The organism is Halomonas shantousis (assembly GCF_054654615.1).
In genome coordinates this window covers 1,901,294-1,925,927 of the sequence record NZ_BAAIER010000002.1, presented here as the reverse complement: position 1 = coordinate 1,925,927, position 24,634 = coordinate 1,901,294, and the positions used below count along the sequence as shown (strand labels likewise).

The window sequence follows — 24,634 nt, the reverse complement described above, 5'->3', positions numbered from 1 at the left end:
TCTTGTTGGGATTGTTACCTAACGTTATCGGCGAGAAAAGCGCCCAAGTGAAGCATGAGCAGATCGAACTTTAGGCGTAGCAGGAATGAGACGGAGTGAGGCGCTTGCCGTCCCGTCACGATTGCAAGAGGGTCAGCCCAGCGTGTCCAGCGTAGTGGCGACGGCGTCGAAAAGCCGTTCCAGCTCGGCTTCGGTAGAGCCGAAAGGAGGACCGAACTGCAGGGTGTCGCCGCCGTATCGCACGTAGAATCCCGCCTCCCACAAGGCGAGTGCCGCGTCACGTGGGCGGATCAGCGGATCGCCTTCACGTGGTTCGAGCTGAACTGCCCCGGCCAGCCCGTAGTTACGAATATCCACGACGCATGGACGCCCCTTCAGTGCATGAAGCTTGTCCTCGAAGATGGGCGCCATGGCACGGACCTGGGCGGGAAAATCCTCGCGCTCGAACAGCTCCAGTGTCGCCAGCGCCGCGGCACAGGCCACCGGATGCCCCGAGTAGGTGTAGCCATGCGTAAACTCGACGACATGCGCCGGGACATCGGCATGCATGAAGGTGTCGAAGATATCGCGCGAGGCAATGACCGCCCCCATCGGTACCGCGCCGTTGGAGATCTGCTTGGCCACATTCATGATGTCCGGCACTACCCCGAAAGCGTTGGCACCAAACGCGGCACCGCAACGACCGAAACCGGTGATCACTTCATCGAAGATCAGCAGGATGTCGTGAGCGGAACAGATCTCGCGCAGCCGTTCGAGATACCCCTTGGGCGGTACGATGACGCCCGCAGAACCGGATACCGGCTCGACGATCACCGCCGCGATGTTCGAGGCGTCATGCAGCGCGATCTGATCCAGCAAGGCATCGGCAAGCTCGGCGCCGGTCTCCGCCTGCCCCCGAGTGAAGGCCAGCCCCGGCTGCAGGGTATGCGGCAGATGAGTGACCTCCATCAGCTGGCCATAGAGCTTACGGTTGCCGCCGATTCCTCCCAGGCTGGTACCGGCGATGTTGACCCCATGGTAGCCCTTGGCTCTCCCGATCAGACGGGTCTTCTCCGGCTTGCCTCTGAGCCGCCAGTAGGCGCGAGCCATCTTGACCGCCGTGTCAGCACACTCCGAACCGGAGCTGGTGAAGAAGACATGATCGAGCGGTTCGGGCGTCAGGGCGGCGAGACGTTCGGCCAGCTCGAAGGCCAGGGGGTGCCCGGCCTGGAAGCCGGGAGCGTAATCGAGCGTTCCGAGCTGCCGCGACACGGCACGCTGGATCTCCTCACGATTGTGCCCCGCCCCGCAGCACCATAGTCCCGACAGGGAATCGAACAGCTGGCGCCCGCGAGTGTCACGCAGGTAGCGTCCTTCGGCTCCCGCAATCATGCGCGGGTGCGCCCGGAAGTCGCGATTGGCGGTAAACGGCATCCAGTAGGCGGTGCCTGGCGGTGCTTCGGTGCCATCGGCCGGCCTGACAGCCGCATCGGTATGGGGGTCCAAGCTGGGCATGAATATTCGTCCCTGTAGTAACGCGTGGAATCGGCTCTTTCAGACTGGGCGTAAAATGGATGTTTAAAAATACAACGACATCAATGTGCACGTTAGCGCTATTTAGCGCATCGCGCCGACCTTGCACTGTCTTTCACGACAGGCCACCATTTGCGTTCTAACCTTATTCCTCTACGCATGCTGCATGCATCGCCGGCCGACTCCCAATACGAGAAACGGATGCTCAAACGCTACCTGCCCATCGCCGACTGGCTACCGGCCTACGATCGTCACACCCTGTCGCAAGATCTGTTCGCCGCCGTCATCGTGACACTGATGATCATTCCTCAGGCGCTGGCCTATGCCCTGCTGGCGGGACTGCCCGCCATGGTCGGTCTCTATGCGAGCATCCTGCCATTGATCGTGTACGCGGTATTCGGCACCAGCCGCACGCTGGCCATCGGTCCCATGGCGCTGGTGTCGCTGATGACGGCCGCAGCACTTTCCGGCGTCGTTGCCCAGGACACGCCCGCCTACCTCGAGGCCGCCGCGACCCTGGCGCTGCTGTCCGGCGGCATGCTGATTCTGATGGGTGTCTTCCGACTGGGCCTGTTGGCCAACTTCCTCAGTCACCCGGTCATCTCGGGCTTGTTAAGCGCTTCGGGGATCCTGATCGCCGCCAGTCAGCTGGCCGGCCTGCTCGGCCTGCCATCTGCCGGGTTCACCCTGTTCGACCAGTTGGCTCATCTGATTCGCCATGCCCAGGACATTCATCTCCCCACCCTGCTGGTCGGCATGGGTAGCGTGATCTTCCTGATGCTGATGCGCCGTGCACGCCCCTGGCTACAGCGCTGCGGCATGTCGGCCACGCTGGCGGGCTTCGTGGTGAAGGCGGGTCCCATCATGGCCGTGACGGCGACCACGGTCATCAGTTGGCAAGCCGACCTGGCCGCGGCGGGCGTCAAGGTCATCGGGCATATTCCCGAGCAATTGCCGCCGCTGGGACTGCCATCATTCGATTTTGCGCTATGGCAGCAATTGCTGATTCCCGCCCTGCTGATCAGCGTGGTCGGTTTCATCGAGTCGGTGTCGCTGGCCCAGATGCTGGCCGCCAAGCGACGCCAGCGTATCGCGCCCGACCAGGAGCTCATCGGACAGGGCGCCGCCAATCTCGCCGCCGCGGTATCCTCCGGCATGCCGGTCACCGGCAGCCTCTCGCGCACCGTGGTGAATTTCGATGCCGGTGCCCAGACCCCGGCGGCAGGCGCCTTCGCAGCCCTCGGTGTGGCGCTGGTGACGCTGTATCTCACGCCGCTGATCCGTTTTCTGCCGCTTGCCACGCTGGCGGCCATCATCATCGTCTCCACCTTCACGCTGATCGATCTGCAGGCGATACGGCGTACCTGGCGCTACTCGCGCAGCGACTTCGCCGCCATGCTCGCCACCATCGCGCTGACGCTCGGTGAAGGGGTGGAAGCCGGTATCATCGCAGGCGTCGGCCTATCCATCGTCCTCCACCTGTACCGTACCAGCCGTCCCCACAGCGCCGTGGTCGGACGCGTACCGGGTACCGAGCACTTCCGCAACGTCGAGCGTCATCGGGTCGAAAGCGCTTCGCACGTGGCCTTGCTGCGTATCGATGAAAGTCTCTATTTCGCCAATGCTCGCTATCTCGAGGATACCGTCTACGGCCTGGTCGCCGAGCATCCCGAAATCGAACACGTCGTCCTGATCTGTTCGGCCGTCAACCTCATCGATGCCTCCGCCCTGGAGAGCCTCGAGGCAATCAATGCCCGGCTGGCGGATTCCGGCGTGACCCTGCACCTGGCAGAAGTCAAAGGGCCGGTGATGGACCAGCTCGCCCGCAGCGATTTCGTCGATCATCTCACCGGCAAGGTCTTTCTCAGCACCTACATCGCCTGGAGCGAGCTTAAAAATCACCATAAGTCCGCTTCTTCGGTCACCAGGTGAACCATTTCACGGCAGTATCGGCACCGATATTTTGCTATATAAAATCCAATTCCGAAAAATTTGACCTTGGCATGCCTTGTCAGCATCATAAGCTGAATGTAAGTCCGCTATGCATCTGCCGCGCTCCGGCCCGGCGAAATGACAACTGCATTTTCAGCCATGGACGACCGCTCGCATCATGTCCGGTCCGAAAATGCGCCGCTGCGGATGGTCTTTTAGCTACCCTCTATCACGGAGAGACGCATGGAACGTGAATACATGGACTTCGACGTGGTCATCGTCGGCGCCGGTCCCAGTGGTCTATCCGCCGCCTGCCGCCTGATGCAGCAGGCCCAGGCCGCCGAACGCGAACTCTCGGTCTGCGTGGTCGAGAAAGGCTCCGAGGTCGGCGCCCATATCCTCTCCGGTGCGGTCTTCGAGCCTCGCGCCCTGCGCGAGCTGTTCCCCGACTGGGAGGAGCGCGGCGCCCCCTTGAACACACCGGCCACGCGCGACGACGTCTACCTGCTCAAGGATGCCGAGAAGGCCCAGAAGCTGCCCAACGCCCTGGTCCCCAAGAGCATGCACAACACCGGCGGGGCGATGCCCAATTACGTGATCAGCGCCGGCAACCTGTGCCGCTGGCTGGCCGAGCAGGCCGAGGAACTGGGCGTGGAGATCTTTCCCGGCTTCGCCGCCCAGGAGGTGCTCCATGACGGGGACGGCACGGTGCGCGGCATCGTCATCGGCGACATGGGCGTGGCGGCGGACGGCAGCGAGAAGGCGGGCTACACGCCGGGCATGGAGCTGCGCGCCAAGTACACGCTGTTCTCCGAGGGCGCCCGGGGGCATCTGGGCAAGCGCCTGATCCAGCGCTTCGATCTGGCCGCGGGCAAGGACCCGCAACACTATGCCATCGGCCTGAAGGAGTTGTGGGACGTGCCCGCCGACCGGCACGAGCCGGGCCTGGTGGTGCACGGCTCGGGCTGGCCGCTGGAGAAGGATACCCACGGCGGGTTCTTCCTCTATCACGCCGAGAACCAGCAGGTGGTGGTGGGCCTGATCGTCGATCTCTCCTACACCAATCCCTGGCTGTCGCCGTTCGACGAGTTCCAGCGCATGAAGCACCATCCGGTGCTCAAGCAGTATCTGGAGGGCGGCAAGCGGGTGTCCTACGGGGCACGGGCCATCGTCAAGGGCGGCGCCAACAGCCTGCCGAAGATGACCTTCCCCGGCGGGCTGCTGATCGGCTGCGACGCGGGCACGCTGAACTTCGCCAAGATCAAGGGCCTGCACACGGCGATGAAGTCGGGCATGGTGGCCGCCGAGACGGTGTTCGAGGCGTTCGTCGAGGGTGACGAGGGGGGCCGCGAACTGACGGCGTTCACCGCCAGGTGGGAGAAGAGCTGGGCCTGGGAGGAGCTGCAGGAGGCGCGCAGCTTCGGTCCGGCGATCCACAAGTACGGCACCAACGTCGGCGGGGCCTACAACTTCGCCAACCAGCTGCTGGGCGGCAAGCTGCCGGTGGTGCGCGACACCACCCCGGACCACGAGCGCATGGCGCTGGCTGACCAGGCGAAGAAGATCGACTACCCCAGGCCCGACGGCAAGCTCTCCTTCGACAAGCTCTCCTCGGTGTTCCTGTCGAATACCAACCACGAGGAAGACCAGCCCTGCCACCTCAAGCTGGTCGATCCGGAGATTCCCATCCAGCACAACCTGCCCAAGTACGCCGAGCCGGCGACGCGCTACTGCCCGGCCGGGGTGTACGAGGTGGTCGAGGACGACGCCGGCCAGCCGCGGTTCCAGATCAACTTCCAGAACTGCGTGCACTGCAAGACCTGCGATATCAAGGACCCGGCGCAGAACATCCAGTGGGTGGCGCCCGAGGGCGGCGGCGGGCCCAACTATCCCAACATGTAGTCCGCCTCCTCATGCCAAGGGCCCCGCCATGCGGGGCCTTTTCATTGACGATTTGAGCATCGCTCGGGCACTCACGTGCCAGCATGCATGAAAAAGCCCCGCCAAGGGCGGGGCAACGAACAGTAGGCGTGACGACAAGCGAAACTTGAATCGGATGGCGTCGTTTGACACCTGCCAAGCGGCAGGGAGCGAACAGTCCTGAACTTGCCCTCAGTTGCCGATCGCCCCTGCACTCGACAGAAGTCGCTCTCTTACCTCTTGCTTACCATGTGAGCTGGGCGCCGACCGAGAAGGCCTGCGGATCTCCGCCCGGCAGCGCGTTCACGCGGTCGCCATGGGCATAGTCGGCCGTACGGTACTGAGCGTTGTCGCCGTTCATGGTCTTGGTGTACATGGCATGAACCGTCAGCGCCTTGGTCAGAGAATGGAAGACGCCGATGCTGGCCTGATCGGCATCGTTGTCGCTGCCGTTCTCGGTTTCGTTGGCATGCATCCACTGCACACCGGCCGTGGTACGCGGCGCGACACGATAGGTGGCGAAGGCACCATAGGCATCGCGATCCATGGGGTCGTATTCGTTGATATTTTCGTAGATCGCGCCGACCTTCGCGGCACCGAAGGTGTAATTGGCGCCGAAGCGGTAGGCTTCGATGCTCTGCTCCGAATAGAGCTGAGAGTAATTGACGTAGGCCGCGCCGAGATTCAGCCCACCGGTGTTCCACGACACGCTGGCGCTGTACATGTCCGAGCTGTTGTCATCGATCAGATCCTCGGTACCGTTGAGGATCTGTTCGTTGTTGTCGTAAATCCCGCGATTCTGGTCGAGCCCGTACTGCAGCGAATACGATACGTCGCCGAATTTGCCGTCCCACATCAGGGCATTGGAGGCGCGCAGGTCGATACGTCCATAGGCGGGATTCGGCCCGGTCCCCAGGATCGCGTGCGGATCACCCACGGTGGTGGTGAAAGCGCTATAGAGGATACCCATGGTCTTGAACGGCGTATCCAGAAGACCTGCTCGGAAGGTGCCGGCCGGTGTCTTGAGACCCAGGAACGTATCACGGTTGGCCAGGGTATCGCCCTGGTTCAAGCCGGGATTGAAGCTCTGCTCAAGCTGCCAGAGTGCCGCATACTGCGTCCCGCCCAACTCGAAGTCATGCGTCCCCCGCAGACCGAAGATGGTGGTGTTGGACGACAGCCCCACATCGCCACTGGTGATTCCTCGCCCGTTATTCTCTTCGGAGTCGCTAACCCCCGAGTCGCCATAATCGAGAGACAGGCGGGCCACACCGTAGAATTCGACCGGCTTGACAGTCTCGATGATCTTCTTGATGGCGCTGCGATCGGATTCACTGATCTGGGTGCTTTGTGCGTTCTGCTCGACGGCGGCAACGCTCTGCTGCGTCTGTTGCTGTTGTGATTTCAGCTCATCGATCTGCGCCTGCAATGCTTGCAGTTGGCGCTGCAGAGCATCGATATCCGCCGAAGACTGCTGAGCATGGGCCATGCCCAGCGGCAGCATTAGTACAGCGCCCAACGCGGAAACGGTTATTATCTTTGTGACTGGCTTATGCATGATGATCCTCATTATTTTTGTACCGATGCCTGTCTCTGCGCCCGGCAAGGCCTGCCGGTACATCAGAACATGACACATCATTGGCCCGCTCCGAGCCGTTAGCCGAATGGCGCAACCATCCGGCGGTGCGCCGTCAGGCGACGCCTGCCTCACTGCAGTCTTGTCTACCTCCGTTCTGCTCCTTCACTGAGCTTCCGACTTGACCACCGACGGCGAACCCCATCCGGCCGCTGTCCCTGGCTTCGGGACGTCGGCCTGAAGAGCGCGACCGCATGTCGCGCTCATGCCTGCCTTACAGCTTCTGTTCGAGCTCGGGCAGGATCTGGAACAGATCGCCCACCAGGCCGTAGTCCGCCACCTGGAAGATCGGCGCTTCCTCGTCCTTGTTGATCGCCACGATCACCTTGGAGTCCTTCATCCCCGCCAGGTGCTGGATCGCGCCCGAGATGCCCACCGCAATGTACAGCTCCGGGGCGACGATCTTGCCGGTCTGGCCGACCTGCATGTCGTTGGGCACGAAGCCGGCGTCCACCGCCGCCCGCGAGGCGCCCACCGCAGCGCCGAGCTTGTCGGCGATACCGTCGAGCAGCCGGAAGTTGTCGCCGTTGCCCATGCCGCGCCCGCCGGAGATGACGATCTTGGCGCTGCCCAGGTCGGGGCGGTCGCTTTCGGCCAGCTCCTCCTTGACGAAGCTGGAGCGTCCGGCCTCGGCGACGATGTCGACCGCTTCGATGGCGGCGCTACCGCCCTGCCCCACGCCGTCGAAGGCGGTGGTGCGCACGGTCAGCACCTTGAGCGGGTCGCCGCTCTTGACGGTGGCGATGGCGTTGCCGGCGTAGATCGGACGACGGAAGGTGTCGGGGCCTTCGACGCCGATGACGTCGGAGAGCTGCGAGACGTCCTTGAGCGCGGCCAGGCGCGGCAGGACGTTCTTGCCGGTGGTGGAGGCGGCGGCCAGCACGTGGCTGTACTCGTCGGCCAGTTGCACCAGCAGGTCGGCCAGGGGCTCGGCGAGCTGGTGGGCGTAGACGGCATTGTCGGCCACGCGTACCCGGGCGACACCGTCGAGCTGGGCGGCGGCCTCGGCCACGCCGCCGACGTTGTCGCCGGCCACGAGCAGATCGATGTCGCCGCCGATGGCCTGGGCGCAGGCGACGAGGTGGGCGGTGGCGGCGGAGAGTTCGCCGCCCTGATGTTCGGCGAGAACCAGCAGACTCATGCGATCACCTTGGCTTCGTTCTTGAGTTTGTCGACGAGCTCGTCCACGGAGCTGACCTTGATGCCGCCCTGGCGTTCGGCGGGCGGCTCGACCTTGAGCAGTTCGACCCGGGAGCCGGTCTCGACGCCGTAGTCGGCGGGGCTCTTGACGTCGAGCGGCTTCTTCTTGGCCTTCATGATGTCGGGCAGCTTGGCGTAGCGCGGCTCGTTGAGGCGCAGGTCGGTGGTGACGATGGCCGGCAGTCCCAGTTCCAGGGTCTGCAGCCCGCCGTCGATCTCGCGGGTGACGGTGGCCTTGTCGCCATCGATCTCGACCACCGAGGCGAAGGTGGCCTGGGGCAGGCCGGCGAGCGCGGCGAGCATCTGGCCGGTCTGGTTGTTGTCGGTATCGATGGCCTGCTTGCCGAGGATCACCAGCCCGGGCTGCTCCTCGTCGACCACGGCCTTGAGCAGCTTGGCCACGGCCAGCGACTCGACCTTGTCGTCGGTCTCGATGTGCAGGGCGCGGTCGGCGCCCAGGGCGAGCGCGGTGCGCAGTTGCTCCTGGGCGGCCTTGGGTCCGACGGTGGCGACCACCACCTCGGTGGCGATGCCCTTCTCCTTCAGGCGCACGGCCTCTTCCACGGCGATCTCGCAGAAGGGGTTCATGGCCATCTTGACGTTGGCCAGATCGACATCGGAGTGATCCGGCTTGACGCGGATCTTGACGTTGTAGTCAATGACGCGTTTGACCGCGACGAGGACTTTCATGGCGTTACCTTCAATATTTTTCGCAATGAGGAATACAGTTTCGATTTTATTGAAAAATAAAATCATGCCCAACAGGGCGTCAAGCAATAACCCGCCAGCACGACCAAAGGTGTAATTTCAATTTGTGCTAATGAAATTCATTGTTCTTCTTGAGAACCAAGATAAAGAAGACAGGAATTGATGTAGAGTTATGCTTTCGTTGCAGAATGATGGTCGAGTCTCGGTGATGCCTTCTCACTTCGCTGCTCATCAGGCTTTTCGGCCCGCGCCGGTTACGGGCCGGGTGTTGCCATCGGCCGGCTGCATCCTTTACATTCTGCTATGCGATACCATCTTCCACAAATGACAAAACAGAGATTAGCCATGAATCTCAACTTCACTCCCGAGGAACTGGCGTTCCGCGATGAAGTCCGGGCCTTTTTGAAGAATCAGTTGCCGGACGACATCGCCGCGAAGGTCAAGGGGGGGCGCAAGCTCTCCAAGGAAGATCATCAGCGCTGGCAGCAGATTCTAAATAAGCAGGGTTGGTACGCCACTCACTGGCCAAAGGAGTACGGCGGCACCGAATGGAGCGCCATTCAGAAGCATATCTTCGACGAGGAGAGCGCGAGTTTCGGCGCCCCGCGCACGATTCCTTTCGGCGTCAACATGGTGGCACCGGTCATCATCAAGTTCGGTAGTGAGGAACAGAAGCAGCAGTACCTGCCACGCATCTTGAGTGGCGAGGACTGGTGGTGTCAGGGTTACTCCGAGCCGGGTGCCGGGTCCGACCTGGCGTCGCTCAAGACCCGCGCGGTACGTGACGGCGATCACTATATCGTCAATGGCCAGAAGACCTGGACCACGCTGGGCCAGCACGCCAACATGATCTTCTGCCTGGTGCGCACGGATACCGAAGTGCAGCCCCAGCGCGGCATTTCCTTCCTGCTCATCGACATGAACACGCCAGGCATCACCGTGCGTCCGATCATCACGCTGGACGGCGAACATGAGGTCAACGAAGTGTTCTTCGACGACGTCAGGGTGCCGGTCGAGAATCTGGTGGGCGAGGAAAACAAGGGCTGGACCTACGCCAAGTACCTGCTCACCTACGAGCGTACCGGCCTGGCCGGCATCGGCGCCTCCAAGGCCGCCCTGGCCCATCTCAAGCAGCTCGCCGGTCGGCAGCGCAAGAATGGCAAATCACTGCTGGAAGACGTCAGTTTCCGGCGTCGCATCGCGCAGCTGGAAATCGATCTCATGGCAGCGGAAACCAGCAACCTGCGCATCATCGCAGCCGTCGAGGGCGGTGGCGTGCCGGGCGCGGAGAGTTCGATGCTCAAGGTCAAGGGCACCGAGATCCGCCAGGCCATCACCGATCTGCTGCGCCGGGCGATCGGTCCCTACGCGCAACCGTTCCTCGAGGAGGAGCTGGAGCTCGATTACGACGGGGAGTACCTCTCCGACGAATTCGCCGCCCCGCTGACACCGCACTACTTCAATATGCGCAAACTGTCGATTTTTGGTGGGTCCAACGAGATCCAGAAGAATATCGTATCCAAGATGATCCTGGAGCTTTAGGAGACCGGCCATGGACTTCAAACTGACCGAAGAGCAGCAGATGCTGCAGGAAACCGCATTGCGTCTGGTGCGGGACGAATACGAGTTCGAAAAGCGTGAAACCTATCGTCAGTCCGAGGCCGGCTTCAGCGAGAGCTTCTGGCAGCAGCTGAGCGAACTGGGTCTGACGGCGATTCCCTTCGCCGAGGAGTACGGCGGCATCGGCGGCGGCGGCGTGGAAACCCAACTGGTCATGACCGAACTGGGCCGCGGGCTGTGCCTGGAGCCGTACATGCAGTCCGTCATCCTCGGCGGCGGTCTGATCACGCAGCTGGGCAGCGACACTCAGAAGGAGGAGTTGATTCCGCAGGTCGCCGCTGGCGAGCTCAAGCTTGCCGTGGGGCTGCAGGAACCGCAGAGCCACTACAATCTGGCGGATATCGCAACCCGCGCCGAGAAGACCGACTCCGGTTATCGTCTCAGCGGTCGCAAGGCGGTCGTGATCGGGGGCCATGTCGCCGACAAGCTGATCGTCTCCGCCCGCACCGGTGGCGAAGCCGGCGATTCCCAGGGAATCAGTCTGTTTCTGATCGATGCCGATGCTGCGGGCCTCGAGAAGCGCGTCTACCCCACTAACGACGGCTTCAAGGGGTGCGATCTGTTCCTCAACGACGTCGAGGTGCCCGCCAGCGCGCTGCTGGGTGAAGAAGGCAACGCTTACGAAGGCATCATCTACCAGGCAGGCCGAGGCATTGCGGCCCTGTGCGCCGAAGCCGTTGGCGCCATGGAAGAGACCGTCGCATTGACCCTGGATTACCTCAAGACACGCAAGCAGTTCGGAATGCCCATCGGCAAGTTTCAGGTGCTCCAGCATCGCATGGTGGATATGAGTTCCGAACTGGAGCAGGCCCGCTCCATGGCATTGGTGGCCGCAAGCGTAGTGGATGATGCCGACAGTCCAGAACGTCAGCGCGTGCTCTCTGCCGCCAAGAACGCCATCGGACGTTCCGGACAGTACGTGGCGGAACAAGCCATTCAGTTACATGGCGGTATCGGCATGACGTGGGAATACAATCTCGCGCATTATGCCAAGCGACTGATCATGATCAACCATCAGTTGGGTGATGACGACCATCACCTCGAAGTCTTCAGCGAACTGATGAATAACACCTGATTCGTTGACCGCTGATGCCTGACATCCTTCGCCAGCGCTGCAACGACAGGCTGGCGAAATCTTTTTCCACGATGCTCCGGATCATGTTGCCGGTAGATCAATTCGCATTGCTGCAATGCGACTCCCACCCTGCATTGTCGTGATTGAATACCTGGCATAAAAAAACCCAGCCGGTGATATGAAGTGACCCCCAATAGTTGGACGGTTCATTCAGTCGGCGCTCAAGGCCTGAGTCCTGTATTGCACGGGGCTCAGGCCTTTTAGTTTCATCTTGATTCGCTCGTGGTTGTAATAATGGATGTACCGGTCGAGGCCCTGCTGCAACTGCTCGACAGTGTCGAACCGGCTCAGATGGAAGTACTCGGCTTTCAGGGTGCCAAAGAAACTCTCCATCGCGGCATTGTCCAGGCAGTTGCCCTTGCGTGACATGCTTTGCGTCAGCGCCTGCCCTGCCACCAGGGCACGATAGGCGGGATGCTGGTAATGCCACCCCTGATCGGAGTGCAGCAGTGGCCGGTCCGAGTTCTTCAAGCGGCCAAACGCCTGATGCAGCATGCGCTTCACCAGTGAGAGGTCGGGACGCCTACCGGTCTGATAGGCCACGATTTCGCCGTTGTAGAGATCCATGATGGGGGAGAGATACAGCTTCTGCCCGTCGATGTTGAACTCCGTGATATCAGTGACCCACTTCTGGTTGGGACCGGGGGCCTGAAACTGGCGGTCGAGTACATTGGGAGCTACACGCCCTACCGATCCTCGGTAAGCGCGATACCGCTTTGGCCGAACCAGAGATTTCAAGCCCAGTTGCTGCATCAAGCGCTGGACAGTCTTATGATTGATCGTCTCGCCTGCCTGGCGGAGGACAGCAGTGATACGACGATAGCCATAGCGCCCTTGGTGACGTTCATAGGTTGCCTGGATACGCGCCTTCAGGGAGGCGTACCGATCGGCAGCGTCCTGCCCCTTGATCCGGGAGTAAAAGGTACTGCGCGGCAGCTCTGCCGCACGTAGCAGCAGAACCAGCGGATGCTCATTCCTTAACCCTTGGACGGCTTGGGCTTTTTGCCCCGCATCGCCGCCCGCTTCTCGCGGGTCAAGGCATCGAGCTTTTTTAGGTAGGCGTTCTCCGCCCGCAGGTACGCCAGTTCCTCGAGCAACTCCTCGTGGGAGCGTTCGCGATCAGGCGGGGGTGGCGATGAAGAAGGCTTCTTGGCCATCGGGCGTCGTCCCTTTCGCTTCGGCGCCAGCGCGCTCAATCCTCCACTATGATACTGCTGTTCCCATCTGCCAATAGCACCACACTCACGGATATCGAACAGGACAGCAGCCTGGCGCCGTGACAAGCCATCCCGCCACATCCTCTCAAGTACCGCCAGCTTGAATGCCGCACTGCGGTGACGGTACTTCCTGCGCAGGCCCAGCGCGCCATGCTGCCGGTAGTTGTCCCGCCATTGCCGTAGGCTCGACTCGTCCAGGCCATGCTGGCGAGCCAACTCCCTTAGGCTGGTGTCCTCACGTAAACACTGCTGCACCACCCGCAGCTTGAACCTTTCGTCGTACTGCTTCTTCATAAAAACACCCCGAAGGTTGGCTTGGCTGTCCAACTTTCGGGGTGCAGTTCAATATGCCGGCTGGGTTTTTTATATTGCAGTGAGGGAAATCAGTTCGTCTCGACCGACTTCTGGACGATCTCTCCATTCTCCACCACGGCCATGGTGGTACCGGTGATGAAACCGCCGTCTTCGGTCACGCCCTGGACATCATAGACATTGTATGCCGGATCCATACTGGACAGCGCCTCGTCCATGTGGCTGCGCACCTGCTGGGGCTCGGTACTGCCGGCAAGTTCCATGGCCTTGACGAGTGCATGAAGCGCCAGATAGTTGTAGGCCGCTTCCGAACCGGGCGTCTTGTCATGCTCGGCCTGATACTTCTCGATGAAATTCTTTGCCGCTTCGGTGTCATAGACAGACAGCGGCACGACCCCGACAGAACCTTCGAGCATGTCGAGGCCGCCCGCCACTTCAGCCACTTCGTCGAGCTTGGCCTGATCCATCAGGATGAAGGCGCCCTGGTAGCCCAACTGACGCGCCTGCTGCACGACCAGCCCGGTCGGCTCGGACGCGCCCCCCACGAATATGACTTCCGGGTTGGAAGCGAGAACACGGCTGACCCCGGTGTAGAAATCGGCCGACTTGTTGTAGTCCATGGGGTTGAGCGCGACCACCTCGCCGCCCTTCTCCTTCCAGGCACTCAGGAGCATGTCCGTCCAGATCTTGGCATACTCATGGGTCGCTCCGGCCGCGCCGAGCTTCTTGCCATAGTGTTCCAGAGCATAGTCGGAGAAGGCGTCGACGTATCCCGTGAACGTCGGCGGTATGCGCAACGTCAGCGGATTACCGCGCTGCGTCACGGAGGGCACACTGGTGTAGGCCATGATCAGGAAGTCATCCGCCACGTTGAAGTCCTGCAGGGCGAACACGCCACCGGTGTGCGGCACGAAAATGGCCTTGACGTTGGACTCCTGCACCAGGCGCTTGGCATTGGTCGCCGACTGGCTCGGCGAGTACTTGTCGTCCAGCGTCACCAGGTTGATCTTGTAGGTCTCGTCGTCGATGGTGAAGCCACCCGCTTCGTTGACTTCATCCACCGCCATGCGCAACCCCGACAGGGTATTCTCGCCGTACAGCGCGGCACCGCCGCTGAGCGGCCCGGTAAAACCGATATTGAGTGTCTGATCCGCATAGGCCCCGGCGCCCTGCACCATGGCCAGGGCGGTGGCCGCGGTGATTCCGAGCGATCTCAGTGTTTTCATTGTTGTCGTCTCCTTGGTACTTGCTAGTTGCTACAGAGCTGGCCGTTCAGGCCCCGATATATGCCTTGCGCACGGCTTCATTGCCCAGCATGGCTTCCTGATCGCCTTCCATGACCAGCTTGCCACCCTCGATGACGTAGGCACGATGCGCGATCTTGAGCGCCGCAAAAGCATTCTGTTCCGCCAGCAATACGCTGGTGCCGAGACGGTTGATCTTGGTAATCGCCTCGAACATCTGGTTGACGACCAACGGCGCCAGCCCCAACGATGGCTCGTCCAGCATCAGCAGCCGGGGCCGGCTCATCAGCGCCCGACCGATCGCCACCATCTGTTGCTGTCCGCCACTGAGCGAGCCGGCGGGCTGATCCTTCTTCTCCTCGAGAATCGGGAACAGCTCGAGCACTTCCTTCAGGTTGCGCTGGTTGCCCGCCTTGTCGCGGCGATGCAGATAAGCGCCCAGCATCAGGTTCTTCTTCACCGACATCTGCGGGAACAGCTTGCGCCCTTCCGGACACTGCACGACGCCGGCCGCCACCAGCGCCGAAGGCTTGAGGCCATTGAGCTTGCGCCCTTCCAGCTTGATCTCGCCCGCTGTCGGCTTGAGCAGGCCGCTGATGGTATTGAACAGGGTGGTCTTGCCTGCCCCGTTGGCGCCCAGCAGGACCACCAGCTCCCCCGCTTCCACGTGCATCGAAACCTGGCTGAGTGCCTTGAAGCTGCCATAGCAGACATCGACACGATCAAGCTGCAGCATCGTAATCCCCTCCCAGATAGGCCTCGATGACCGCCGGATCTTTCCTGATCTCTTCGGGCGTGCCCTCGGCGATCTTCTCGCCGTGGTCGAGTACCATGATCTTGTCGGCCATGCCCATGATCATGTCCATCTTGTGCTCGATCAGACAGACGGTGATGTCGTGTGCCACCATCTTGTGAATCAGGGCGGCCAACCCTTCCGTCTCTTCAGGGTTCACCCCGGCAGCGGGTTCATCGAGCAGGATCAGCTTGGGCTGGGTCGCCAGGGCCAGGGCAAAGGCAACGCGCTTGCGCTCTTCCTGGGAGATGTCCAGGATCACACGGTTTTCCAGGTGGGCCAGGCCGACGAAATCCAGCGCTTCGCGAGCCTTCTCGCGGCATTGGCGCTCCTCGTGCCGCAGCCGGCGGGAATTGATCAGCACATCCCACAATCCCGAGCGTGTGCGCAGACGATGCCCGACGATCAGGTTATCGAGCACCGTAGCCTGCTCGAAGAGATGGGTGGTCTGGAAGGTACGTCCGACCCCCAGGCGGGCCACCAGATCGCAGCGCATCCGCGTGACGTCCTGCCCATCGATCAGGATGCGTCCCGACGTCGGCTTGTGTACCGCGGAGATCAGATTGAAGAAGGTGCTCTTGCCGGCGCCATTGGGGCCGATGATGGCATTGATCTTGCCGGCATCGAATTCGACGCTGACGTCGTTGACCGCCGCCAGGCCGCCGAACATCTTGGTCAGGTGCTCGATCTTAAGCATTGTGGTTCACCCCGTTCTTGTTGGCTGCGACCTTGGACGCCGGCCTGGGATCCTTCTTGCGCGCCATCTCGGTATCCTTGCGCAGCTTCCAGCCCAGGAAGGTCCCGACGACCCCGCGGGGCATGAAGATCACCAGTATCACCAGCAGCGGACCGAAGATGATCATCCGGTAGTCCTCGAGGAACTGCAGGGACTGGGTGATCCAGACGATCCCCACGGTGCCCAGCAACGGACCGAACAGGGTGCCGATCCCCCCCACCAGCAGATAGGTGATCATGTCGAAGGTATGGTTGATGTTCGCCTCCTCGGGACCGATGAAGCGGATCATCGCGGCGTACAGGGCCCCGGCGATTCCCGCATAGGTGGTCGACAGCACGAAGGCCAGCACCTTGTTGCGCATCAGGTTGATGCCCAGCGACTGCGCCAGCTCGTCCCCGTTGCGGATCGCCAGAAAAGTCCGCCCCAGCAACGATGAGGAGAGACGCCCCATGAACCAGATGGCAAATACCAGAAACGCCAGAACCAGATAGTAGAAGGGAGTGGTCTGGGTGAAATCCACCACCCCGAAGCCATAGGGCGCGGCGATGTCGCGAATGCCGATGGCGCCATGGGTCAGCTCTTCCCACTTGTCCATCAGGAGATAGATGATGAATCCGACGCACAGCGTAAAGATGGCGAAGTAATGCTCTTTCAGGCGCAGCGACACCACGCCGACCAGCAAGCCAAGAAACGCCGCCATCACGCCCGCCGCCAGGAATGCCGGCCAGAAGTTCCAGCCATGGTCGCTGGTCAGGATCGCCAGCGTGTAGGCCCCGATGGCGAAGAAGCCGCCATGCGCCAGGTTCAGCTGCCCGCAATAACCGGTAATGATATTGAGACCGTAGACGGCGATGGCCCAGATGAAGGCACTGGCCATGACATAGACTTGGTATTCGTTCTTCGCCACCAGGGGGAACACCAGAGCCAGGGCCAGCAGGAAGAATTTGGCGCTGCGTCCGGTAAGCAAGGATGCGATCCGATGCATTAGTGCGCCCCCTTCGTGAACAGGCCGGTCGGGCGGATGGACAGGATCACCACCAGCAGGGCGAAGGCGATGATGTCTTTATAGTCGGTGGAGATATAGAAGCCGCCGAAGCTCTCGGCGAAGCCGATGATCATTCCGCCCACGATGGCCCCGGGAATACTGCCCATACCGCCGAGAATGATGATGACGAAGGCCTTCATGATCACCAGGTGCCCCATCGCCGGGTAGACGAGATTGATCGGGGCATACAGCGTGGCGGCGAAGGCGGCGAGCATGCCGGAGATGGCAAAAGTCAGCATGGCGACACGATTGGCGTCGATCCCCACCAGGAAGGCGCCCTCGCGGCTCTGCGCCATGGCGATGATCGTCGAGCCGATCATGGTCTTCTTGAGGAAGAGATGCAGCAGTATCATCAGCGTGAAGGCCCCGATCACGATCAGCAGACGCTGCTCGGGAATGATCAGGCCATCGAAGTTCATGATGCCGGTAAAGGGCGACTGCATGCGCCGGAAATCCGATCCCCAGATCAGTTGGACCACGGCCTCCAGAAACAGCAGGATGCCGATCGCCGCGATCTTGTCATGAATGGGAGGCGCATGGCGCAGCGGATGGAAAACCAGTCGCTCCGAGAGTACCGCCAGTATTGCGACGACACCGCCGGACATCAGCATGGCAATCCAGTAATGCACGCCGATTTCCGTCATGAAGAAGTAGGACGCAAAGGCACCCACCATATAAAAGGCGCCATGCGCGAAATTGGGTACATGCAATATGCCGTATACTAGAGTCAGGCCTAGGGCCACCAACCCATAGATACTTCCTAATGTTATGCCATTAAGAATTTGTTGAAAGAACAAGTTCAAAGCGGCGCCCTCCCGGAGAAGTTTGTTTTTGTCTCGGACAGTGATTACCAGCCGATTGATATCGGCCAGTACTTTATTGATAAGCGCGTTAACTTCTGACCCGGCTAACTTATAATTCACCCATGGAATTATTAATCATTATTAATTTAACCCTTGGAGCGAATTATTAACCTGAGCGTGTGATCAATCTGGCACGGCGCCAATTAAACTGTCAATTAATAAAACGTAGTTTCATACAGCAAAACGTAGAATGGCGCGACGCATACTGCATGCCAATCAACGCCGATCCATGGCATGCCGAGACCAACGGATCGGCACCACGTTCTCGGGGGTTATTCGGTCTTTTCCGCCCTGGCAGCCCACTCCTCGTCCTGCAGGGCCCGCCACTTGAGCTTGCCGGTCGGCGAACGCGGCAACGTCTCCATGAACTCGATCTGGGCCGGCACCTTGTAGGCGGCCATCTCTTCCCGGCACCAGTCGATGATGTCCTGTTCGCTGACCTTGCCGATCTCGGTGTCGCGCAGCACGATGCATGCCTTTACCGTCTCGCCGCGGCGCGGATCGGGCGTCGAGATCACGCAACACTCCTGAATCGCCGGGTGTCGGTACATCAGATTTTCCACCTCCGACGGCCAGACCTTGAAGCCCGAGGCATTGATCATCCGCTTGACCCGATCGACCATGAAGAAGTAGCCCTCCTCATCGAAGTAGCCCAGGTCACCGGTACGGAAGAAGCGCTTGCCGTCGAGCTCGATGAAGGCGCGCTCGGTCTCCTCGGGACGATTCCAGTAGCCCTGGAAAACCTGCGGTCCGTGACTGACGATTTCACCGATCTGACCGGTCTCCTGCTCCTGCTGGGTATCCATGTCGATCACCCGACAGTCCACGTTGAAGATGGGAATGCCCAGACACTGGGCCTTGGGATGATCGACCGGATTGATATGCGTTGCCGCCATCGTTTCCGATAGACCGTAACCCTCGACATAAGGCAGCCCGGTGAGATGGCGCAGCTTCGCCTCGACGGCCTTGGGCATCGCCGCTCCGCCGCCACTGATGCCCTTGAGGCTGGACAGGTCGTATTTCTCCACTTCGGGATTGGCGAGAAAGTCCATGGCCATGGTCGAGATGTTGACCCAACTGGTCACGGCGTAACGCTGAATGAGTTCGGCGGCGACCCGACGATCCCAGCGGGTCATGATCACCGCCGTCGCTCCGCTGTAGATCGGTCCGTTCATGGCCCCCTGCATGCCGGTCACATGGAAGTACGGCAGCGTTGCCAGTACTACCGCCTCGCTGGTGCCCTGGTTCCACACCGTCTGGAAAAGCGTGGTGGCCATGGCGGAACGATGGGTATGCATGCAGCCCTTGGGCGCCCCGGTAGTCCCCGAACTGTAAGGAAACACGCAGAGGTCGTCGGGCCCGACGGTGTGCTCGCCGGGGGTGTGATCGGGCTCCAGCGCCTCGCGCCAGCCGATGGCCCCGGAGAACTCAGGCACCTTCGCCGGCATCTGCACTTCCGCAGGCAGGGCCAGCTCGGTGGGCTCGCGAACATAGTCGGAATAGGCGGCGACGATGGCTCGCTCAAGCTTCCCCTTGCCCGCGAGCGGGGCGATGAATCCCGCCAGTTCCTGCCCGCACAGGCATACCGCGGCACCGGTGTCGTTCAGGTAGTGTTCGAGCTCGGCGGTATGGTTCATGGGGTTGACCGGTACCACCACCGCATCGGCTCGCAGGATCGCGTAGTAGGCAATGGTGAACTGCGGGGCGTTCTGCATGTACAACAGCACACGATCGCCCTTCTTCACCCCCTGGCTCTGCAGGTAGCCGGCCAGCGCCTCGACCTCGCGGAGCAGCTCCGTGTAGGTGATCACCGTGTCGTAGTAGATGACCGCCGCCTTGTCGGGATAGCGCCGGGCGGAAATCTCCAGGTTGGTGAACAGGCTGGTTTCGGGCACCGTCAGGTGTTTGGGCAGATGCTCAGGCCACACTTCGTAATGACGGGTAAACATGGGGATCGATCTCCTGTTGTTGTGAATTGTGCAGGCCCCGCAACAGCCGCTTGTGTCCATGTCGGTGCGAGGAGAATTCACCGACACGCCATCCCGTTTTTCTAGCGATTGCTCGATTTCGAATCTGTCATGTATTGTTGATGAGCGTCAATAAGGATGGAATCTAATTTCATTAGACAAAATGTTAATGTTCTGGAGATCACGACGATGCTTGCCCTAGACGAGAAGGCGCCCGATTTCTCTCCCCATGTCGCAGACGAGCCTTTCGAGCCGCTGACCGAACGCATTCAGGCATACGCCGTCTCTCAACCCGACAAGATCGCGTTATACGATCGCGACCAGCGAGTCACCTGGAAGACATTGGTCGGTACGGTCAATGCCATCGCCCACCGTCTGCGGGAGCAAGGGCTGCAATCGGGCGACAAGGTGGCGGGCCTGTCGGAGAACAGCGCTCCCTACGTCGCACTGTATCTGGGAGTGCTGGCAGCGGGCGGTTGCATGGTGCCGCTGTCGGGCATGGCAAGCGATGATGCGCTGGAACTGATGATCAACGACAGCGATGCTCGGTTCCTGTTCGTGTCGGCGCGCAATCGCCAACTGACGGAAGGCTTCCGCCATCGTCTGGCGACCATCCCCCCGGAACATCAGGTCGGTCTGGATTTTCAGGATACGCACTGGCCGGGGCTCAATGACTGGCTGGCGCAGGCGCCTTGCGAGCGATGCGCGGTCGAGATCACGCCGGACCATCCCTTCAATATCATCTACAGCTCCGGCACCACGGGCACGCCCAAGGGCATCCTGCACGATTACCGTTTTCGCTCGCGCCAGATTCGGCGCCTGACCACCTACGGGCTGGATAACGACGCCGTCAATCTGGTCTCCACGCCGCTATACTCCAACACCACCTTGGTATCGGCCCTGCCGACGCTGTTCAATGGCGGCACGCTGGTGCTGATGGCCAAGTTCGATGCACGCAGCTTCCTGGAGCTGGCCCAGGAACGCCGGGTCACTCACGCCATGCTGGTCCCGGTGCAGTACCAGCGTATCCTGGCGGTCGAGGATTTCGATGACTTCGATCTTTCGAGCTTCCGACTCAAGCTTTCCACCAGTGCCCCGCTGCGCAGCCCGGTGATTGCCGAGGCCATGCGCCGTTGGCCCGGGAATATTCTCGAGGTCTATGGCCTGACCGAAGGCGGCATTTCCACCAGCCTCGATTGTGCCAGCCATCCGGACAAGTGGGATTCGGTAGGCAAGCCGACCGAAGGATCGCAGGTGCGTATCCTCGACGAGGAGGGACGGGAACTTCCCCAGGGGGAGATCGGTGAGATCGTCGGCCGTGCCGGTGCCATGATGCGAGGCTACTACAAGCGGGATCAGCAGACCCGCGAAATGCTATGGATCAGCCCCGAGGGCGAGGCGTTCCTGCGCAGCGGCGACATGGGACGCCTGGACGAGGATGGTTTTCTGTACATTCTCGATCGGCGCAAGGACATGATCATCTCCGGCGGGTTCAACATCTATCCGGAAGATCTGGAAAAGGCACTGCTCGCTCATCCGGACGTGGCCGACGTGGCAGTGATCGGCATCCCCAGCGAACATTGGGGGGAGACCCCGCTGGGCCTGGTCGTGCGCCAGACCGGCAGCGACGTGAGCCGCGACGAACTGCTCGACTGGGCCAACGGGCAACTGGGCAAGACGCAGCGCCTGAGCGGGATCGAATTCCGGGATGAGCTGCCGCGCAGCACGATCGGCAAGATTCTCAAGCGAGAACTCCGGGCGCCCTACTGGACCCAGCACGCCTAGAAACGCGACTGGCCCAGCAAGGCGAATCCAACCGCCACGGGGATGCAGCGCAACTGCTGGACCCCGTGCCGGTGGCAACGAGACATGGTCTGTATTTACTTGCTGCCACGCTCGAGAAAGCGTCTGAGTGCCGCCTGACAATCGTCCGACTTGAGCCGCTCGCCAAAGTGTTCGCGCTCGATCTCCAGGGTCTCCTTGACCTGAGCGGCCCAGGCACGGCGCAGCAGCGCCTTGCTCAACCGCACCGATTCCCGCGGCTTGGCCGCCAGGCGCTGCGCCATTTCCCGTGTCGTCGCTTCCAGCGCGTCATCTTCCACGACCCAGTTGATCAGGTCGTGGCGCAGCGCAGTCTCGGCATCCAGCGCTTCCCCCAGCAGCAGCAGCTCATTGGCCTTGCGATAGCCCAGCATCAGCGGCATCAGAAAGGAGGAGGCCGCCTCCGGACAAAGCCCCAGATCGACGAAAGGGGTGCGAAAGACCGCGGAGCGACCGGCGATGACGAAATCGCAGTGCATCAGCAACGTGGTACCGATGCCGATGGCCAGCCCCTTGACCGAAGCGATTACCGGCGTCTCGCAGTTCATGAGGTGTTCGATGAAGTCCAGCCCGGCACTGGGACGCGGAGTGGGATCCTGGGCGCGATCCCGGAAGTCGCCGATGTCGTTGCCCGCCGTGAAGCAGTCCCCCACGCCGGAAAGTACGATGGCGCCAACCGCATCATCCCGGTCGGCGGCCTTCACGCTTTCCGACAACTCACGATATATCGTCTCGGTCAGGGCGTTCTTCTTGTCCGGACGATTGATCTGAAGATGGCAAACTCCCTGTTCGATGGTGCGCAGCACAGCTGACGACTCGCTCATGACGATGGTCTCCTTTCGATCTGCTTGATTGTTGTTGCAGAATAGTGTTTCACAATTAAATCCGATGAGCGACCCTTGTTTGGCCACAACTCCAACAACGTCATAAGGAGCATGATATGAAGGCCCTGGTTTGCCGTGAATACGGCCCCCCCGAAACCCTGACACTCGAAGACCTGCCCTCTCCCGAAGTCGTCGACAAGCAGGTGCGCATCCAGGTGCACGCCTGCGGCGTCAATTTTCCCGACACGTTGATCATCGAAGGCAAGTATCAGATCAAGCCCGAAATGCCCTTCTCCCCCGGCGCAGAGGTTGCCGGCATAGTGGACTCGGTCGGCGCGGCCGTGACCCGCTTCAAGCCGGGCGACCGAGTCATCGCGATGGCCGGCTGGGGCGGCTACGCCGAACAGATGGTCACCGACGAGGACCGCGTCACCCCGTTGCCCGACTCCATGGATTTCGTCACCGGCGCCGGCTTCAGCATGGCCTACGGCACCTCGATGCATGCCCTCAGACAGCGTGCCCAGCTCAAGCCGGGCGAGACTCTGCTGGTGCTCGGCGCCGGCGGCGGCGTCGGCCTGGCCGCGGTCGAGATCGGCCGGATCATGGGTGCACGGGTCATTGCCGCCGCGGGGTCCCGGGAAAAGCTCGACATCGCCCGGGCCAGCGGGGCGGCTGAAACCATCAACTATCGCGAGGAATCGATCAAGGATCGCGTCAAGGAACTGACCGGCGGACGCGGCGCTGATGTGATCTACGACGCCGTCGGTGGCGACGCCTTCGACGAAAGCCTGCGCTGCATCAACTGGAACGGTCGCCTGCTGGTGGTCGGCTTCGCCAGCGGCCGGATTCCCCAGGCGCCGGCCAACCTGCCGCTGCTCAAGGGCTGTGCCATCGTCGGGGTGTTCTGGGGGCGCTTTCGCACCGAAGAGCCGCAGGAAGATCGCCAGAATTTCCAGACGCTGTTCGAGTGGCACGCCGAGGGCCAGCTCAAACCGCACATCAGTCACACGCTGCCGCTCGCCCAAGGTGCCGAGGCCATGCGAATCCTGACCAGCCGCGAAGCCATCGGCAAGGTCGTCTTGCAAATGACCTGACAGGCGGCAGACACTGCCTTACCGCACTGTCTGACCTCTCCCTCCTGCCATTCCCGCCTATCGGAGCGGAAATGGCAGGTTCGGTCGTTCAGGCATCTTCATCCTCAGTCCATACGAGAAACCTAATGAAAGTCATTTTCGTTGCCGGAGATCCCAAGCCCGAGCGCTGGACGAATCCGATCCAGGACGCGCTGCCCGAAGCCGAAATTCACGTCTGGGACCCCGATGCTCCGGCCTGCGATGCCGATTACGCCATCGTCTGGCAGCCGCCTACCGCGCTATTCGAAAAGGAGAAGAAGCTCAAGGCGATCTTCAACCTCGGTGCCGGTATCGACGCCCTCCTGCAGGTACCCAACCTGCCCCGCGATATTCCCATCGTCCGCCTGGAGGATGCCGGGATGTCGGTGCAGATGGCCGAATACGTGGCCTACCATGTGATCGGCATCAGCCGTGACATGGCCGTCTATCAGCAGCAGCAAGCCGAAGGCGTCTGGAAGATTCGCCGCCCGATCAAACGCAGCGAATGGCCTATCGGTGTGCTCGGCCTGGGCCATATCGGCAAGCGCGTCGCCCGCACCCTGGCATCGCTCGACTATCCAGTCTACGGCTGGGCACGCTCGGCGCATGACATCGACGGGGTGAAAAGCTTTGCCGGCGAAGCCGAACTCGACACCTTCCTGAGCGAAACCCGAATTCTGATCAATACTCTGCCGCTGACCGAGGAGACACGCGACATCATCGACTATGAGCTGCTCTCCAAACTCAAGGAGGAAGCCTCGTTGATCAACGTCGGCCGCGGCGAGCATCTGGTCGATGACGACCTGCGTCGCAGCATCGAAGAAGGTCATGTCAGTCAGGCAGTACTCGACGTCTTCCGCGAGGAGCCCCTGCCCGCCTCGCATCCCTTCTGGCGCATGCCGCAGGTCACCATCACGCCGCACGTCTCTGCGCGTACCCTGCGCGAGGCGACCATTGAGCAAATCACCAGCAAGATCCAGGTGCTCGAGGCCGGCCGGGCGATCAGCGGTGTCATCGACATCCAGCGCGGCTATTGA

19 protein-coding genes are annotated in these 24,634 nt (G+C 61.3%); 7 read left to right on the top strand and 12 right to left on the bottom strand.

Features of this window, described 5'->3' with window-relative positions; genetic code table 11:
* Nucleotides 1-132 precede the first annotated feature (132 nt).
* Entirely contained in the window at nucleotides 133-1,413 is a 1,281-nt protein-coding gene (gene aptA, locus ACYQ12_RS09250) for an omega-aminotransferase AptA (protein ID WP_459874493.1), read from the bottom strand.
* A gap of 300 nt (nucleotides 1,414-1,713) precedes the next feature.
* Here aptA and ACYQ12_RS09245 point away from each other — a divergent pair, with 300 nt between their 5' ends.
* Together ACYQ12_RS09245 and ACYQ12_RS09240 are read left to right on the top strand one after the other, a co-directional pair.
* On the top strand, nucleotides 1,714-3,444 hold the full coding sequence (locus ACYQ12_RS09245) for a SulP family inorganic anion transporter (protein WP_459870566.1): 1,731 nt from the start codon (nucleotides 1,714-1,716) through the stop codon (nucleotides 3,442-3,444).
* A gap of 243 nt (nucleotides 3,445-3,687) precedes the next feature.
* Nucleotides 3,688-5,346 (top strand): electron transfer flavoprotein-ubiquinone oxidoreductase, encoded by a 1,659-nt coding sequence (locus ACYQ12_RS09240; protein WP_459870563.1) that lies wholly within the window; start codon nucleotides 3,688-3,690, stop codon nucleotides 5,344-5,346.
* 262 nt (nucleotides 5,347-5,608) lie between these two features.
* Here ACYQ12_RS09240 and ACYQ12_RS09235 read toward each other — a convergent pair whose 3' ends face one another.
* The 3 genes from ACYQ12_RS09235 to ACYQ12_RS09225 all read right to left on the bottom strand — a co-directional run bounded on the left by ACYQ12_RS09235 (nucleotide 5,609) and on the right by ACYQ12_RS09225 (nucleotide 8,890).
* Nucleotides 5,609-6,922: a porin gene (locus ACYQ12_RS09235; protein ID WP_459870561.1), complete on the bottom strand. Its 1,314-nt coding sequence runs from the start codon at nucleotides 6,920-6,922 to the stop codon at nucleotides 5,609-5,611.
* A gap of 292 nt (nucleotides 6,923-7,214) precedes the next feature.
* Complete coding sequence (locus tag ACYQ12_RS09230) at nucleotides 7,215-8,141, bottom strand: electron transfer flavoprotein subunit alpha/FixB family protein (protein ID WP_459870275.1); 927 nt, start codon at nucleotides 8,139-8,141, stop codon at nucleotides 7,215-7,217.
* A complete protein-coding gene (locus tag ACYQ12_RS09225; RefSeq protein WP_459870559.1) occupies nucleotides 8,138-8,890 on the bottom strand; it encodes an electron transfer flavoprotein subunit beta/FixA family protein in 753 nt (250 codons plus the stop codon). Before ACYQ12_RS09225 ends, ACYQ12_RS09230 begins: the two co-directional genes overlap by 4 nt.
* A 363-nt stretch (nucleotides 8,891-9,253) precedes the next feature.
* On the opposite strand from ACYQ12_RS09225, the gene ACYQ12_RS09220 reads away from it, so the two are divergent.
* Nucleotides 9,254-10,450: an acyl-CoA dehydrogenase family protein gene (locus ACYQ12_RS09220; RefSeq protein WP_459870556.1), complete on the top strand. Its 1,197-nt coding sequence runs from the start codon at nucleotides 9,254-9,256 to the stop codon at nucleotides 10,448-10,450.
* Between the two features lie 10 nt (nucleotides 10,451-10,460).
* Complete coding sequence (locus tag ACYQ12_RS09215) at nucleotides 10,461-11,603, top strand: acyl-CoA dehydrogenase family protein (RefSeq protein WP_459870554.1); 1,143 nt, start codon at nucleotides 10,461-10,463, stop codon at nucleotides 11,601-11,603.
* Nucleotides 11,604-11,813: 210 nt separating this feature from the next.
* On the opposite strand, the gene ACYQ12_RS09210 is transcribed toward ACYQ12_RS09215, so the two are convergent.
* From ACYQ12_RS09210 to ACYQ12_RS09180, 7 genes are all read right to left on the bottom strand, one after another.
* Nucleotides 11,814-13,174, bottom strand: a protein-coding gene (locus ACYQ12_RS09210; RefSeq protein ID WP_459870552.1) for an IS3 family transposase whose coding sequence is annotated in 2 segments (ribosomal slippage) — nucleotides 11,814-12,718 and nucleotides 12,718-13,174 — 1,362 coding nt in all. Because the reading frame shifts where the segments join, the coding sequence is not laid out codon by codon here.
* An 89-nt stretch (nucleotides 13,175-13,263) separates the two neighbouring features.
* The gene (locus tag ACYQ12_RS09205; protein ID WP_459870550.1) at nucleotides 13,264-14,418 is read right to left on the bottom strand and encodes an ABC transporter substrate-binding protein; all 1,155 of its coding nucleotides are present in this window, start codon (nucleotides 14,416-14,418) and stop codon (nucleotides 13,264-13,266) included.
* A 46-nt stretch (nucleotides 14,419-14,464) separates the two neighbouring features.
* Entirely contained in the window at nucleotides 14,465-15,172 is a 708-nt protein-coding gene (locus tag ACYQ12_RS09200; protein WP_459870547.1) for an ABC transporter ATP-binding protein, read from the bottom strand.
* The gene (locus tag ACYQ12_RS09195) at nucleotides 15,159-15,926 is read right to left on the bottom strand and encodes an ABC transporter ATP-binding protein (RefSeq protein WP_459870544.1); all 768 of its coding nucleotides are present in this window, start codon (nucleotides 15,924-15,926) and stop codon (nucleotides 15,159-15,161) included. Before ACYQ12_RS09195 ends, ACYQ12_RS09200 begins: the two co-directional genes overlap by 14 nt.
* Nucleotides 15,919-16,950, bottom strand: a complete 1,032-nt coding sequence (locus ACYQ12_RS09190) for a branched-chain amino acid ABC transporter permease (protein WP_459870542.1) — start codon at nucleotides 16,948-16,950, stop codon at nucleotides 15,919-15,921. The genes ACYQ12_RS09195 and ACYQ12_RS09190 overlap by 8 nt, the downstream gene beginning before the upstream one ends.
* Nucleotides 16,950-17,807: a branched-chain amino acid ABC transporter permease gene (locus ACYQ12_RS09185; RefSeq protein ID WP_459870539.1), complete on the bottom strand. Its 858-nt coding sequence runs from the start codon at nucleotides 17,805-17,807 to the stop codon at nucleotides 16,950-16,952. Before ACYQ12_RS09185 ends, ACYQ12_RS09190 begins: the two co-directional genes overlap by 1 nt.
* 338 nt (nucleotides 17,808-18,145) lie before the next feature.
* Nucleotides 18,146-19,822 (bottom strand): long-chain fatty acid--CoA ligase, encoded by a 1,677-nt coding sequence (locus ACYQ12_RS09180; RefSeq protein ID WP_459870536.1) that lies wholly within the window; start codon nucleotides 19,820-19,822, stop codon nucleotides 18,146-18,148.
* A gap of 207 nt (nucleotides 19,823-20,029) precedes the next feature.
* Between ACYQ12_RS09180 and ACYQ12_RS09175 the strand changes: the two genes are divergently transcribed.
* A complete protein-coding gene (locus ACYQ12_RS09175) occupies nucleotides 20,030-21,625 on the top strand; it encodes a class I adenylate-forming enzyme family protein (protein ID WP_459870533.1) in 1,596 nt (531 codons plus the stop codon).
* Between the two features lie 95 nt (nucleotides 21,626-21,720).
* Here the strand turns inward: ACYQ12_RS09175 and ACYQ12_RS09170 are convergent, their stop codons facing one another.
* Nucleotides 21,721-22,485 carry an enoyl-CoA hydratase-related protein gene (locus ACYQ12_RS09170; protein WP_459870530.1) on the bottom strand — a complete coding sequence of 255 codons (765 nt, stop codon included), beginning with the start codon at nucleotides 22,483-22,485 and terminating at the stop codon, nucleotides 21,721-21,723.
* A 116-nt stretch (nucleotides 22,486-22,601) separates the two neighbouring features.
* Between ACYQ12_RS09170 and ACYQ12_RS09165 the strand changes: the two genes are divergently transcribed.
* Nucleotides 22,602-23,579: an NADPH:quinone oxidoreductase family protein gene (locus ACYQ12_RS09165; protein ID WP_459870527.1), complete on the top strand. Its 978-nt coding sequence runs from the start codon at nucleotides 22,602-22,604 to the stop codon at nucleotides 23,577-23,579.
* 125 nt (nucleotides 23,580-23,704) lie between these two features.
* Nucleotides 23,705-24,634: a 2-hydroxyacid dehydrogenase gene (locus ACYQ12_RS09160; RefSeq protein ID WP_459870524.1), complete on the top strand. Its 930-nt coding sequence runs from the start codon at nucleotides 23,705-23,707 to the stop codon at nucleotides 24,632-24,634.

Bases quoted from the DNA above. Each gene is read 5' to 3' on its own strand.
- ACYQ12_RS09215 (WP_459870554.1), top strand. From the start codon at position 10,461: ATGGACTTCAAACTGACCGAAGAGCAGCAGATGCTGCAGGAAACCGCA.
- ACYQ12_RS09245 (WP_459870566.1), top strand. From the start codon at position 1,714: ATGCTCAAACGCTACCTGCCCATCGCCGACTGGCTACCGGCCTACGAT.
- ACYQ12_RS09195 (WP_459870544.1), bottom strand. From the start codon at position 15,926: ATGCTTAAGATCGAGCACCTGACCAAGATGTTCGGCGGCCTGGCGGCG.
- ACYQ12_RS09165 (WP_459870527.1), top strand. From the start codon at position 22,602: ATGAAGGCCCTGGTTTGCCGTGAATACGGCCCCCCCGAAACCCTGACA.
- ACYQ12_RS09225 (WP_459870559.1), bottom strand. From the start codon at position 8,890: ATGAAAGTCCTCGTCGCGGTCAAACGCGTCATTGACTACAACGTCAAG.
- ACYQ12_RS09190 (WP_459870542.1), bottom strand. From the start codon at position 16,950: ATGCATCGGATCGCATCCTTGCTTACCGGACGCAGCGCCAAATTCTTC.
- ACYQ12_RS09160 (WP_459870524.1), top strand. From the start codon at position 23,705: ATGAAAGTCATTTTCGTTGCCGGAGATCCCAAGCCCGAGCGCTGGACG.
- ACYQ12_RS09200 (WP_459870547.1), bottom strand. From the start codon at position 15,172: ATGCTGCAGCTTGATCGTGTCGATGTCTGCTATGGCAGCTTCAAGGCA.
- ACYQ12_RS09170 (WP_459870530.1), bottom strand. From the start codon at position 22,485: ATGAGCGAGTCGTCAGCTGTGCTGCGCACCATCGAACAGGGAGTTTGC.
- aptA (WP_459874493.1), bottom strand. From the start codon at position 1,413: ATGCCGTTTACCGCCAATCGCGACTTCCGGGCGCACCCGCGCATGATT.
- ACYQ12_RS09205 (WP_459870550.1), bottom strand. From the start codon at position 14,418: ATGAAAACACTGAGATCGCTCGGAATCACCGCGGCCACCGCCCTGGCC.
- ACYQ12_RS09240 (WP_459870563.1), top strand. From the start codon at position 3,688: ATGGAACGTGAATACATGGACTTCGACGTGGTCATCGTCGGCGCCGGT.
- ACYQ12_RS09175 (WP_459870533.1), top strand. From the start codon at position 20,030: ATGCTTGCCCTAGACGAGAAGGCGCCCGATTTCTCTCCCCATGTCGCA.
- ACYQ12_RS09235 (WP_459870561.1), bottom strand. From the start codon at position 6,922: ATGCATAAGCCAGTCACAAAGATAATAACCGTTTCCGCGTTGGGCGCT.
- ACYQ12_RS09180 (WP_459870536.1), bottom strand. From the start codon at position 19,822: ATGTTTACCCGTCATTACGAAGTGTGGCCTGAGCATCTGCCCAAACAC.
- ACYQ12_RS09220 (WP_459870556.1), top strand. From the start codon at position 9,254: ATGAATCTCAACTTCACTCCCGAGGAACTGGCGTTCCGCGATGAAGTC.
- ACYQ12_RS09230 (WP_459870275.1), bottom strand. From the start codon at position 8,141: ATGAGTCTGCTGGTTCTCGCCGAACATCAGGGCGGCGAACTCTCCGCC.